This is a genomic window from Hymenobacter psychrotolerans DSM 18569 (assembly GCF_900142395.1).
Taxonomy (GTDB): Bacteria; Bacteroidota; Bacteroidia; order Cytophagales; family Hymenobacteraceae; genus Hymenobacter; species Hymenobacter psychrotolerans.
This window is the reverse complement of sequence record NZ_FRAS01000005.1, coordinates 26,216-38,883: the sequence shown is the minus strand read 5'-3', so window position 1 is coordinate 38,883 and position 12,668 is coordinate 26,216. Positions and strand designations below refer to the sequence as shown.

8 protein-coding genes and 2 tRNA genes are annotated in these 12,668 nt (G+C 62.2%); 8 read left to right on the top strand and 2 right to left on the bottom strand.

From position 1 onward, the window contains the following. Window positions 1–11: 11 nt before the first annotated feature. Window positions 12–1,019 carry a type I glyceraldehyde-3-phosphate dehydrogenase gene (gene gap, locus BUE15_RS06585; RefSeq protein ID WP_073282348.1) on the bottom strand — a complete coding sequence of 336 codons (1,008 nt, stop codon included), beginning with the start codon at window positions 1,017–1,019 and terminating at the stop codon, window positions 12–14. A 249-nt stretch (window positions 1,020–1,268) separates the two neighbouring features. On the opposite strand from gap, the gene BUE15_RS06580 reads away from it, so the two are divergent. The 3 genes from BUE15_RS06580 to BUE15_RS06570 all read left to right on the top strand — a co-directional run bounded on the left by BUE15_RS06580 (window position 1,269) and on the right by BUE15_RS06570 (window position 4,622). Next, window positions 1,269–1,340 (top strand) — tRNA-Glu (locus BUE15_RS06580). A gap of 213 nt (window positions 1,341–1,553) precedes the next feature. Then, window positions 1,554–3,728, top strand: coding sequence for a bifunctional alpha,alpha-trehalose-phosphate synthase (UDP-forming)/trehalose-phosphatase (locus tag BUE15_RS06575; RefSeq protein WP_073282346.1), 2,175 nt, complete (start codon window positions 1,554–1,556; stop codon window positions 3,726–3,728). Window positions 3,729–3,911: 183 nt separating this feature from the next. Further along, entirely contained in the window at window positions 3,912–4,622 is a 711-nt protein-coding gene (locus BUE15_RS06570; protein ID WP_073282344.1) for a M48 family metallopeptidase, read from the top strand. A 276-nt stretch (window positions 4,623–4,898) separates the two neighbouring features. Here BUE15_RS06570 and BUE15_RS06565 read toward each other — a convergent pair whose 3' ends face one another. Beyond that, the gene (locus tag BUE15_RS06565) at window positions 4,899–6,683 is read right to left on the bottom strand and encodes a glycoside hydrolase family 15 protein (protein ID WP_073282342.1); all 1,785 of its coding nucleotides are present in this window, start codon (window positions 6,681–6,683) and stop codon (window positions 4,899–4,901) included. A gap of 153 nt (window positions 6,684–6,836) precedes the next feature. Here BUE15_RS06565 and BUE15_RS06560 point away from each other — a divergent pair, with 153 nt between their 5' ends. From BUE15_RS06560 to BUE15_RS06535, 5 genes are all read left to right on the top strand, one after another. Continuing rightward, entirely contained in the window at window positions 6,837–7,544 is a 708-nt protein-coding gene (locus BUE15_RS06560; protein WP_073282340.1) for a TVP38/TMEM64 family protein, read from the top strand. 78 nt (window positions 7,545–7,622) lie between these two features. Further along, window positions 7,623–7,694 (top strand) — tRNA-Glu (locus BUE15_RS06555). A gap of 370 nt (window positions 7,695–8,064) precedes the next feature. Then, window positions 8,065–9,297 (top strand): NADP-dependent isocitrate dehydrogenase, encoded by a 1,233-nt coding sequence (locus BUE15_RS06545; RefSeq protein ID WP_073282336.1) that lies wholly within the window; start codon window positions 8,065–8,067, stop codon window positions 9,295–9,297. Window positions 9,298–9,503: 206 nt separating this feature from the next. Next, a complete protein-coding gene (gene pta / locus BUE15_RS06540) occupies window positions 9,504–11,597 on the top strand; it encodes a phosphate acetyltransferase (RefSeq protein ID WP_073282613.1) in 2,094 nt (697 codons plus the stop codon). A gap of 133 nt (window positions 11,598–11,730) precedes the next feature. Beyond that, window positions 11,731–12,654, top strand: coding sequence for a DUF808 domain-containing protein (locus BUE15_RS06535; RefSeq protein ID WP_073282334.1), 924 nt, complete (start codon window positions 11,731–11,733; stop codon window positions 12,652–12,654). The last annotated feature ends 14 nt before the right edge of the window (window positions 12,655–12,668 follow it).

Sequence of the window (12,668 nt, the reverse complement as noted above, 5' to 3'; positions counted from 1 at the left end):
AACCAAACGGCTTAGCCGTTCATTTTCTCGCCCAGCTTCTGAATGAGGTCGGCGGTGCGGGTGGAGTAGCCGGTTTCGTTGTCGTACCAGCCTACCACTTTCACCAGCGTGCCATTGGCCGAAGTCAGCTCCGAGTCGAAGATGCACGAGTGCGGGTTGCCCACGATGTCGATGCTCACCAGCGGATCGGTGCTGTACTCCAGGATGCCTTTCAGCGGGCCATCGGCGGCAGCTTTCAGGGCCGCGTTGATTTCCTCTTTGGTGGCTTCCTTCTTCAGAATCACGGTCAGGTCCGTGGTCGAGCCGTCTGGAATAGGCACGCGCATGGCAATACCGTCCAGCTTGCCTTTCAGCTGCGGGAGCACCAGGCCAACGGCCTTGGCAGCACCCGTGCTGGTAGGGATGATGCTGTAGGCAGCGGCGCGGGCGCGGCGCAGGTCCTTGTGGGGAGCATCCTGCAGGTTCTGGTCGGAGGTGTAGGCGTGCACCGTGGTGATGTAGCCTTTCTCGATGCCGAACACGTCATCCAGTACCTTGGCCATCGGGGCCAGACAGTTGGTGGTGCACGAGGCGTTGGAGAGGATGGTTTCCTCGCCGGTCAGAATGTCTTCGTTCACGCCCAGTACTACCGTCGGGATGTTGCCGGTAGCCGGAGCCGAAATCACCACTTTCTTGGCGCCAGCGGTGAGGTGCTGGCCCGCGCCGGCTTCATCTACGAAGCGGCCCGTCGATTCCAGTACTACGTCTACGCCCATTTCGCCCCAGGGGAGCAGCTTGGGGTCGCGCTCAGCCAGAGCATGAATGCGCTGGCCGTTTACAGTCAGGCTTTCTTCGTCGTAGGCCACCGTGCCGTTGAAGCGGCCGTGCACCGAGTCAAATTTGAGCAGGTGAGCCAGCGTTTTGTTGTCGGTCAGGTCGTTGATGGCCACGACTTCTACGTTGTCGCGCTGGAGCAGCGCCTTGAACGTCAGGCGACCAATCCGGCCGAAACCGTTAATGGCAACTTTGATTTTAGCCATAGTTGTATGGGAATGGGGAGTGTATCGGCCCCGAGAGGCCGGGTGGAAACGCGCAACGAAGGTAGCGGGCTCCGGGTACTTCGCCAAATCGGGACCCATGTAGCGGCGGTGCCAGCCGATTTGAAAAAATTTCAGCCTGACAATCAGGCTATTTCCGTAGCCGAAGTGAAAATTTTACACAACAGCACTTGCCCGTTGCGCAGCGGCTTCTATCTTTGCACCACCAAAACGGAAAACGCCGTTTGTCATGGTCCGTTCGTCTAGGGGTTAGGACAGTAGATTTTCATTCTACCAACAGGGGTTCGATTCCCCTACGGACTACAACAGCACCCGCTCTGATTCAACTCAGAGCGGGTGTTTTGTTTTCCGGCCCTCTGAGGCCGGCCGGCGGCTTAAAACCTGCATGTGCCTGCCCGATGGCGGCCCTATCCGGCCCGCCCCCGGCAGCGCGTTAGCAAAAAGAGACGGAACAAAATAATGCCTGTGGGCTGCTTTCTCCCGTAAGAGCATAGGATTCACCATCCGATCCTACGCATGTCCCGAACCATTATCGTCTCGAACCGCCTCCCTACCAAAATCCAGCGCACAGAAGAAAGCCTCACGTTTCAGCCCAGCGAAGGCGGGCTGGCTACCGGGCTGGGCTCTATCTATCAGCAGGATGGCAACGTGTGGGTGGGCTGGCCGGGACTGTTTGTGGAAGACGCGGCCGAAGAGGAATACGTGCGCGGGCAGCTGCGCCACGACAGCATGGTGCCCGTGTTTCTGACCGAGGCCGAAATCCGCGACTTTTATGAGGGCTTCAGCAACTCCACGCTGTGGCCTACTTTTCACTACTTCACGCAGTACGCCACCTACGAGCAGGAGCACTGGGATGCCTACGTGGCCGTGAACGAGAAATTCTGCCGGGCCGTGCTGGCCCAGGCCGGCCCCGAAGACACCATCTGGGTGCACGACTACCAGCTGCTGCTGCTGCCCGAGATGCTGCGGCGTGAGCGGCCCGATGCCACCATCGGCTTCTTCCTGCATATCCCCTTCCCTTCCTACGAGCTGATCCGGGTGCTGCCGTGGCGCGCGGAGCTGCTGCGCGGCATGCTCGGCGCCGACCTGATTGGCTTCCACACCTTCGGCTACATGCGGCACTTCCTGAGCGCGGTGCAGCAGCTGCTGGGATTGTCGTCGCAGAACGGGCAGATTGAAGTGCCCGACCGTATGGTGCTGGTCGATGCCTTCCCGATGGGCATCGACTACAAGCACTACGTGCGGGCTGCCGCCTCCAACGAAGCCAAGATGCACGAGGCCACCTACCGCGAGGCCCTGCGCGACGTGCGCGTGATTCTGTCCATCGACCGGCTCGACTACTCCAAGGGCATTGCCCAGCGGCTGCGGGCCTTCGAGGTGCTGCTGCAGCGCTACCCCGAGTGGCGCGAGCAGGTGAGCCTGATTATGGTGGTGGTGCCCTCCCGCGACCAGGTGGCCCAGTACGCTTCCCTGAAAGAGGAAATTGACGAGCTGGTGGGCCGCATCAACGCGCAGTACCGCACCATCACCTGGAACCCCATTCACTATTTCTACCGCTCGTTCCCGCTGGAAGAGTTGGCCTCGCTCTACCGCCTGGCCGAAGTAGCCCTCGTGACGCCCATGCGCGACGGCATGAACCTGGTAGCCAAGGAATTTATTGCCAGCAAGGCCGACAAAAAGGGCGTGCTGATTCTGAGCGAGCGGGCCGGCGCGGCCCGGGAGCTGTCCGATGCCCTCATCATCAACCCCACCGACACCGGGCAGCTGGCCGAAGCCATGCACGACGCCCTGGTAATGCCCGAGGAAGAACAGGTGCAGCGCATGGGCTCCATGCAGACGCTGGTGCGCCAGTACAACGTGTTTGCCTGGACCAAGCTGTTTATGGCGCGCCTCGAGTACAGCAAGATGAAGCAGCATACGATGGCCACCGAAAAGCTCACGCCCGGCACCACGGCAGCCCTGCTCGGCGAATATCACGCGGCCGACCAGCGCCTGCTGCTGCTCGATTATGACGGTACGCTGGCGCCGTTCCATGCCGACCCGCAGCGCGCCCAGCCCGACCAGGAGCTGCTGCTGCTGCTGCGCGCCCTCACCGACAACCCCAAAAACCGCGTGGTCATTATCAGTGGCCGCGACCGGACGACGCTGGAAGCCTGGCTGGGCCATCTGCCCGTCGATTTTATTGCCGAGCACGGCGTATGGCTGCGGGCCGCCGGTGAGGAATGGCAGATGTTCCAGACCCTCAACAACGAGTGGAAACGCGAAATCCGCCCGATTCTGGAGCTGTACGTGGCGCGCACGGCGGGTTCGTTCATTGAAGACAAGGAGTACTCGCTGGTGTGGCACTACCGCCGCGCCGACGTGGAGCTGGGCGCCGTGCGGGCCCGCGACCTGCTCAACCACCTCACCTTCATGACCTCCAATTCCGATTTGCAGGTGATGGAAGGCAACAAGGTCATCGAAATCAAGACGGCGGGCATCAACAAGGGCACGGCCGCGGCCCGCTGGCTGGCCACCTACCAGCCGCAGTTCACGCTGGCCATCGGCGACGACCGCACCGACGAGGATACCTTCCGGGCCATGCCGCCCGAGGCCTATACCATCAAAGTCGGCACCGATTCCCGCTCGCTGGCCCGCTTCCACGTGGCCTCCACCACCGACGTGCGCCACCTGCTGCGGCAGCTGCTGTAGCCGGAGTGGATGAGTGAATGAGTGGATGAGTGGGTGAGTGAATTTCGTCTGTCATCCTGAACGCAGTGAAGGACCTTATTACGCCAGAACGATTCTGTTCATGCGGGATAAGGTCCTTCACTGCGTTCAGGATGACAGTACCTTTGCGCACCCCACTCATCCACTCATTCACTCATCCACCACATGCCCCACCTTCTCATCGACGACCTGCTGGTGGAAGTCGTGCGCAAGAACATCCGCACGCTGCGCCTGAGCGTGCACATGCCCGATGGCCGGGTGCGCGTGTCGGTGCCGCTGCGCACTCCGGATGAAACGGTGCGGGAGCTGGTGACGGCCCGCCGCGCCTGGATCCGGAAACACCAGGCCACGTTTGCGGCCCGCGAGCTGCCGGCCCGGCTGCAGTACGAGTCGGGCGAGCTGCACCCCTATCAGGGCCAGACCTACGAGCTGCAGGTGCACGCCACGGCCGGCCCGGCGCGGGTGGCGCTGCAGGAGCCGCACCTCCACCTCTATATCCGCGAGGACAGCACGCCGGCCCAACGGGAGCAGGCGCTGGCGGCCTGGTACCGGCAGCGCCTGCGCGAGCAGCTGCCCCGGCTGGCCGCCCGCTGGGAGCCGGTGGTGGGCGCGCAGGCCCGCACCTGGGCCATACGGCAGATGAAAACCCGCTGGGGCACCTGCAACATTCAGGCGCGCCGCATCTGGCTGAACCTGGAACTCATCAAGCGCCCCCTGCCCTGCCTCGAATATGTGGTGGTGCACGAGCTGACCCACCTGCACGAGCGGTACCACAACGCACGGTTCTGGGGCCTGATGGACCAGTTTATGCCTGACTGGCGCCAGCACAAAGCCGAGCTGAACCGCGTGCACCTGCGCGCCGCCGACGCCGACTAAGCCCCACTTCTCCGGGCCAGCGCGCCCGTTCCAAACCCTGGCGCGAGCAGTTGCCACCACGGCGCGGGCTCTTGCCAGCCTGGCAGGTGCCCTTGCCACGTCAGCGCGGGCTCTTGCCAGGCCAGCAGTTGCTTTTGCCAGCCTGGCGCGAGGGTTTGCCACGTCGGCGCGGGCTTTTGCTACGTCAGCGCGTCCATTTTTGGGACATGGATAGGACTTTACCAGGTTCAGTCAGAATTTTTTAAGACAAAAACAAGACCCGGGCTTTTCCCGCAGCTACACGAAGGTGGGGCGGTCGAGCTTCTTGGCGATGCGGTAGGCCGCGTTGACGAGGCCCACGTGGCTGTAGGCCTGCGGGAAGTTGCCCCACTGCGAGCCGGTGCGGGCGTCCACGTCCTCGGAAAGCAGGCCCAGGTGGTTGGTATAGGAAAGCAGCTTCTCGAACTCCCGCACGGCATCTTCGAGCCGCCCGACGCAGGCCAGCGTCTCGACGTACCAGAAGGAGCAGATGAGGAAGGTGGTTTCGGGCGTGCCGAAGTCGTCGGGGTGGCGGTAGCGGTAAAACAGGCCTTCGGGCGTCATCAGCTCCTTTTCCAGGGCCTCCAGGTGGCGGTGCGCCCGCGCGGAGTTGGGGTCGAGGTAGCCCATCATGATGAGCTGCAGGGTGCTGGCATCGAGGTGGGGCGAGCCGATGGCGTTGGCGTAGGCCTGGTGCTCTTCGCTGAAGCACTGCTCAATCCGGTGCTCGGCTTCCTGCATGAGGCGGGTGGCCAGGGCTTCCATGTCGGTGTCGCCGAGCGAGTGCGCCACCTTGCGGGCGGCGTGGCTGCCGGCCCAGTGAAACAGGTAGGTGTAGCAGTGGTACTGCGCAATGTGGCGGAACTCCCAGAGGCCGGCGTCGGGCTGGTCCATGGTTTTCTCAATCATGTGCAGCGTTTCGTACACCAGCTTTTCGGGGCTGGCGCGCTCGGGGTTCACGAAGCGGCAATCGACGTAGAGCGGCAGCAGGGCTACCAGAATCTGGCCGTACACGTCGTTCTGGATGTGGGTGTAGGCGTCGTTGCCGATGCGCACGGGCTGGTTGCCGAGGTAGCCGGCCAGCGGCAGCTCGCGCTCCGTCAGCTCCGAGGCCCCGCTGATGCCGTAGAGCGGCTGGTACTTGTCCTTGACCTTGGTGGAGATGTTGGCGATGTAGTGGAAGTACCGCTCCATCTCCTCGAAGTGCCCGATGTTGTTGAAGGCCGTGAGCGTGTAGAACGTGTCGCGCATCCAGCAGTAGCGGTAGTCCCAGTTGCGGGTGCTGCCGGGGGCTTCGGGCAGGCTGGTGGTGCTGGCCGCAATAATGGCCCCGGTGTCTTCGTACTGGTGCATCTTTAGGGCCAGCGCCGACCGGATAACGGCCTCCTGATGGAAGTTGCTGATGCTGGTGCTCTTCACCCACTGGCGCCAGTAGTCTACGGTACCGAGCAGAAACCGTTCGGCGGTGCTGGCCAGGGCCGCTTCCAGGGGGGCGCCGTAGGTGAGCACGAGGTATTTGGTTTCGTTGAGCACGAAGTCTTCGCCTTCCAGCACGTAGGTCAGCGGGATGTCGGTGGTGAGGCGGATTTCCTCATCGAGGCCGAGGTAGGCAATGTGGTTGGAGCTGCGGCGGCGGCTCAGGCGGGTCTGGCCGTAGTCACCCACAGGGTTGCAGGCCACCCGCACGCGCGGCGTGCCGGCCAGCGGTTCCAGCTTCCGGATCAGCATCAGGGGCTTGTAGTAGCGCTCATACTGCGGGAAGCGCGGCGCAAAGTCCGTGACGCGGTAGCGGCCGTCCTCGTTCTCGATTTCGGTGCAGAGCACGTTGGTGTTCTGCTGGTAGTACTGGTGGCTGTGAAAGGGCGTGGGCGCGGCGGGCCGGATGCTGAACTCGCCGCCCTTCTGCTCATCGAGCAGGTCGCCGAATACGAAGCTGCTGTCGAAGCGGGGCCAGCAGAGCCAGGCCACGGAGGTATCCTTGCGAATAAGGGCCAGATAGGCGCAGTTGCCAATCAGGCCCATGTCGTAGGTATGCTTGATCATGCGAGGGAGGAAGAATGATGAAGGAGCGGGCAGAAATCCGCCGGCCCTCCCCTAGTACCCCAACAGCGCGGCCGGGGTTGCCGCAGCCTTCACCGGCCGGGCTTCGTAGGAAGGAGGCGCCCCGGGCGCCTCGCTGTTCCTTTACCACCCCCTATGCCCGCTACTGCCACCGCTTCGCCCCGCCGTTCTTCTCGCCTGCCGCTGTACCTGTCGCTCACGTTTGTGGCGGCGCTGGTAGCCGCTTATTTCCTCTGGCCCGCGTTTCAGCAGCAGGTGCAGGAGGCCTTTACGGCCCTGAAAAGCGGCGAGCAGGCCCGCATTTCGGCCTGGATGGCGCAGTTCGGCAACTGGGGCCCGGTGGTGCTGGTGCTGCTGATGGTGGTGCAGATGTTCTTGTTCGTGGTGAACGTGGTGGCCCTGATTCTGGTGGCTATTCTGGCCTATGGGCCGTGGTGGGGCTCATTGCTGGCGCTGGGCGGCATCGTGCTGGCGTCGTCGGTGGGCTATGGCCTGGGCCGGCTCCTGGACGATTCGTTTGTGGAGCGCCTGCTGGGCAAGAAAACCGAGCAGAAAGTGCTCGGCATCGTGGAGCGCTACGGCGTGTGGGCCGTGGTTATTGCGCGCCTCTCCCCGGCCCTCTCCGACGACGCCATCAGCTTTGTGGCTGGGGTGGCGCGCATGGGCTACTGGAAATTTATGGCGGCCACCGTGGCCGGCGTCGTGCCCCTGATTGCGCTGCTGGCCTACCTGGGCGAGGAAAGCAACCGCCTGAAAACCGGCCTGCTATGGGTGACGGGCGGCAGCCTGCTGCTGTTCGGGGGCTACGTGTGGTGGGACCAGCATCGGCAAAAAAACCACTAAATCATTGCCTGGGACTTGCAGGGTAACTTTTTAGCGGCTTATCTTTGCATCACCAAAACGGAAAACGCCGTTTATCATGGTCCGTTCGTCTAGGGGTTAGGACAGTAGATTTTCATTCTACCAACAGGGGTTCGATTCCCCTACGGACTACAACAGCACCCGCTCTGATTCAGCTCAGAGCGGGTGTTTTGTTTTCCGGCTCTGCCCCAGGAAGCAGCAGTAAATACTCATTGAATCTGCCAGTGCCCGAGCCGGCCGGGAGCCGCGGTGCCTTGCCCCGCACCGGGCAGGCTGGCAACCGCTGCAAAACTGCCGCCGGCAATCGAAAGCACGAGCACATGCGGGCGGAATGGCTTCTGCTTCAGCGGGAAGCTGCTTTGTTTCGGGCAGAATTCCAGCTCCGCCGTAGCTTCTTTTCGCGGCCAACTGCCGCCTTCTTTCAGGCAAGACGCGCCGGAACTCGTAATATTGGGGCACGCAGCCACTGCGCTTGACCCATTTACCACCTGTCTCGGAAGCAATGACCAAGATTAAAGTAGCAAACCCGGTAGTAGAACTCGATGGCGACGAAATGACGCGCATCATCTGGAAATTCATCAAGGACAAGCTGATTACGCCCTATCTGGAGCTGGATATCAAGTACTACGACCTGGGCATCGAGTACCGCGACGAAACCAACGACCAGGTAACCATTGATGCCGCCAACGCCATCAAGCAGTACGGCGTGGGCATCAAGTGCGCCACCATCACGCCCGACGAGGAGCGCGTGAAAGAGTTCAACCTGAAGCAGATGTGGAAGTCGCCGAACGGCACTATCCGCAACATTCTGGACGGCACCGTATTCCGCGAGCCTATCGTGATGAGCAACGTGCCGCGTCTCGTACCGAACTGGACGGCCCCGATCTGCATCGGCCGCCACGCCTTCGGCGACCAGTACCGCGCCACCGACTTCGTGACCAAAGGCAAAGGCAAGCTCACCATCACCTTCACGCCCGAAGACGGCGGCGAAGAGCAGTCGTTTGAGGTCTACAACTTCAAGAGCGACGGGGTAGCGCTGGCCATGTACAACACCGACGAGTCGATTCGCGGGTTTGCGCATGCCTGTTTCAACCAGGCCCTGATGAAAGGCTGGCCGCTGTACCTGAGCACCAAAAACACCATCCTGAAAAAGTACGATGGCCGCTTCAAGGACATCTTCCAGGAGATTTACGAGCAGGACTACCTGGCCAAGTTCCAGGCGGCCGGCATCACCTACGAGCACCGTCTGATCGACGACATGGTGGCCTCGGCGCTGAAATGGAACGGCAACTTCGTGTGGGCCTGCAAAAACTACGACGGCGACGTGCAGAGCGACACCGTGGCCCAGGGCTTCGGCTCGCTGGGTCTGATGACTTCCACGCTGGTAACGCCCGACGGCGGCACCATGGAAGCCGAAGCGGCCCACGGCACCGTAACGCGCCACTACCGCGACCATCAGAAAGGCAAGCCGACCTCCACTAACCCCATTGCCAGCATCTTCGCCTGGACGCGCGGGCTGGAGTTCCGTGGCAAGCTCGACGGCAACCAGGAGCTGATTGACTTCTGCCACAAGCTGGAGCAGGTGTGCATTGAAACCGTGGAAAGCGGCAAAATGACCAAGGACCTGGCCGTTTGCATCCACGGCAACAAAGTGGAGCACGGCCGCGACTACCTCTACACCGAGGAGTTCCTGGAAGCGCTGGACACCAACCTGAAGGCCAAGCTGGGCAACTAACCGCTGCCTCCTACCAGAAAAGCCCACCCGGTTGCCGGGTGGGCTTTTTTGCGTTTTATGGCCTATTGCCACACACACACAACGCCCTGACTTTAAGCACACAGCCTTGCTAAAAACCAGAAAACCGGGCCGAAGCAGGCCGGCTGCTGCGGCCCGGTTGGGTGGCGCTGGCCAACGTAGCAACGGAGGCCTACGTACCTTCGGCCATGACCAAAGCCGTATTCATCGCCACCGCCGAGCCCTACAGCGGCAAGTCGTTAGTCTCGCTGGGCCTGGTGAACCTGCTGCTGGGGCAGGCCCGGAAAGTCGCCTACTTCAAGCCCATCATTGCCGCCGACCCGCAGCAGCAGCCCGACCCGCACCTCGACACGGTGGTCCGGCACTTCGGGCTGCCGCTGGCCCCGGCCGATACCTACGCCTACACCCGGCCCGAGGCGCTGCGGCTGCTGGAAGCCGGCAGGCAGGGCGAAATGATTGACGTCATCATCCAGAAGTTCAAGGCGCTGGAAGAAGCCCACGACTTTACGGTGGTGGAAGGCACCGACTTTGTAGGGCCGGGCACGGCGGTGGAGTTTGATGCCAATGTGTCGGTGGCCAAGAACCTGGGCGTGCCGGTGCTGCTGGTCGTGTCGGGCGAGGGCAAGAGCACAGCCCAGCTTATCAGCGCGGTTCTTACGCTGCTGCGCAGCTTCGAGGCCCGCGAGGTGCCGGTGCTGCTGGTAGTGGCCAACCGGGTAGCGCCCGCCCAGGCCGACGACGTGCAGGAATTGCTGCGCGCCCAGCTCCCCGCCGAGGTGCTGCTGGCCGTGGTGCCCGAAGACCCCAACCTGCTGCACCCCACCATGCAGGAAATCCAGGATGAGCTGGGTGGCAAGCTGCTGTTCGGCGAAGAAGCCCTCAGCAACCAGGTCGATAACTACGTCATTGGGGCCATGCAGGTACCCAACTTCCTGAACTACCTCAAAGACAACGTCCTCATTGTAACGCCCGGCGACCGGGGCGACATTATCGTATGCGCGCTCCAGGCCAATCAGTCGGCGACGTTTCCGCGGGTGGCGGGCATTGTGCTCACGGCTGGTTCGGAGCCCGAAGCGCCCGTGCTGCGCCTGCTGGCCGGCCTGCCGGGCGTGGTGCCTATTCTGGCCGTACCTACGGGCACATTTGAAACCACCACCCGCGTGGGCGCCATCAGGTCGCGCATCACGCCCGGCAATCCGAAGAAAATCCAGCTGGCTATCAGCACCTTCACCCGCTACGTGGACGTGGCGGCGCTGCAGGAAAAGCTGGTCAGCTTCCAGCCCGAAGGCCTTACGCCGCACATGTTTCAGTACCGGCTGCTGCAGTGGGCCCGGCAGACCCGCCGGCACATTGTGCTGCCCGAAGGCAACGACGACCGGATTCTGCGCGCCGCCGCGCTGCTGCTCCACCAGGACATTGTGGATCTGACCATCCTGGGCAACCCCGACGACGTGGCGGCCGCCGCCAAGCGTCTGGGCATCAACCTGCCGGCTGCCCACCTGCGCATCATCGATCCGGTAGCCTCGGAACACTACGACGCCTACGTGGAGGCCTTTTATGAGCTGCGCAAAGACAAGGGCGTCAACCACGACATGGCCCGCGACCTGCTACGCGACGTGTCGTACTTCGGCTCGATGATGGTGCACCAGGGCCACGCCGACGGCATGGTGTCCGGGGCGGTGCACACCACCCAGCACACCATCCGGCCGGCCCTGCAGTTCATCAAAACCAAGCCCGGCGTGTCGGTGGTGTCGTCGGTGTTTTTCATGTGCCTGCCCGACCGGGTGGCCGTGTTCGGCGACTGCGCCGTGAACCCCAACCCCACCGCCGAGCAGCTGGCCGAAATAGCCATTTCCTCGGCAGATACCAGCCAGGCGTTCGGCATTGAGCCGCGCGTGGCTATGCTGTCCTACTCGTCGGGCACCTCCGGGGCGGGCGCCGACGTGGAAAAGGTGCGCCAAGCCACCGAGCGGGTGCGCCAGCTGCGGCCCGACCTGAAAGTGGAAGGCCCGATTCAGTATGATGCGGCCGTAGACCCGCTGGTGGGCCGCCAGAAGCTGCCTGACTCGGAAGTAGCGGGCCAGGCCAGCGTTTTTATTTTCCCCGACCTCAATACCGGCAACAACACCTACAAAGCCGTGCAGCGCGAAACCGGGGCCCTCGCCATCGGGCCGGTGCTGCAGGGCCTCAACAAGCCCGTCAACGACCTGAGCCGCGGCTGCACCGTGGATGACGTGTTCAACACCGTCATTATCACGGCCATCCAAAGCCAGCAAGGATAGCGCCGGGCCGCACCCGAAACGACCACTTCCGGCCAATGCTGCTCGCGGGCGCACTTTCCTGTAGCTTGCGGCCTCATTTAGCGAGAAGCCTTTCCCATTTCCCGACCACTACACAGAGCAGCCACCCCACCCTATGCCATCAGGACTTTTTGCTTTATTAGATGACGTTTCGGCTTTGGTTAAAGTCAGCGCGGCCAGCCTGGACGACGTGCCGGCGCAGGTAGCCAAAACCACCGGCAAAGTGTCGGGCATTGTGATAGACGACACGGCGGTTACGCCCAAATACGTGGTGGGCCTGGACCCCTCCCGCGAGTTGTCCATCATCTACCAGATTGCCAAAAAGTCCCTGTTCAACAAGATTCTCATCCTGAGTCCGGCGGCCCTGATTCTGGGGTATTTCGCGCCGTGGGCCATCACCCCGATTCTAATGCTGGGCGGCGCCTATCTGTGCTTTGAAGGGTATGAAAAGGTGCACTCCATGTTCAGCAAGCACCCCGAGGTGCAAGCTGAAAGCGCGGAAATACAGTCCATTACACCCGAGGAGCTGGAGCAGCAGCGCGTAGCCGGGGCTGTCAGAACCGACATCATCCTGTCGGCCGAAATCATGGCCATTGCTTACAGTCAGGTGACCGGCCAGCCGATAGTAAACCAGATTCTGGTGATGCTGGCCGTAGCCGTGTTTATTACGGTGGCCGTGTACGGCTTTGTGGGCCTGATTGTGAAGGCCGATGACATTGGCATGCACCTGGCCAAAGACAAGTACGGTCCGGCTACCCAGAAATTCGGGCGCGGCATCGTGAAGTTTATGCCTCACTTCCTCAACATTCTGAGCTACGTGGGCACCGCCGCCATGCTGTGGGTCGGTGCCGAAATTATTGCGCACGGCATTCCGTTCACGGCCCACCTGCTGCACGATTTGGAGCTGGCGCTGGCCAGTGTGCCCGCCCTGGCCTGGCTGGCGAAGGCCGTTGCCTGCGGAATTTTTGGGCTTATTCTGGGCTTCCTGATTGAGAAAGTAGTGCACCTGGTCAAGAACATGCTGCCGAGCAAAGCCTAGGGCACAGCCCCCGC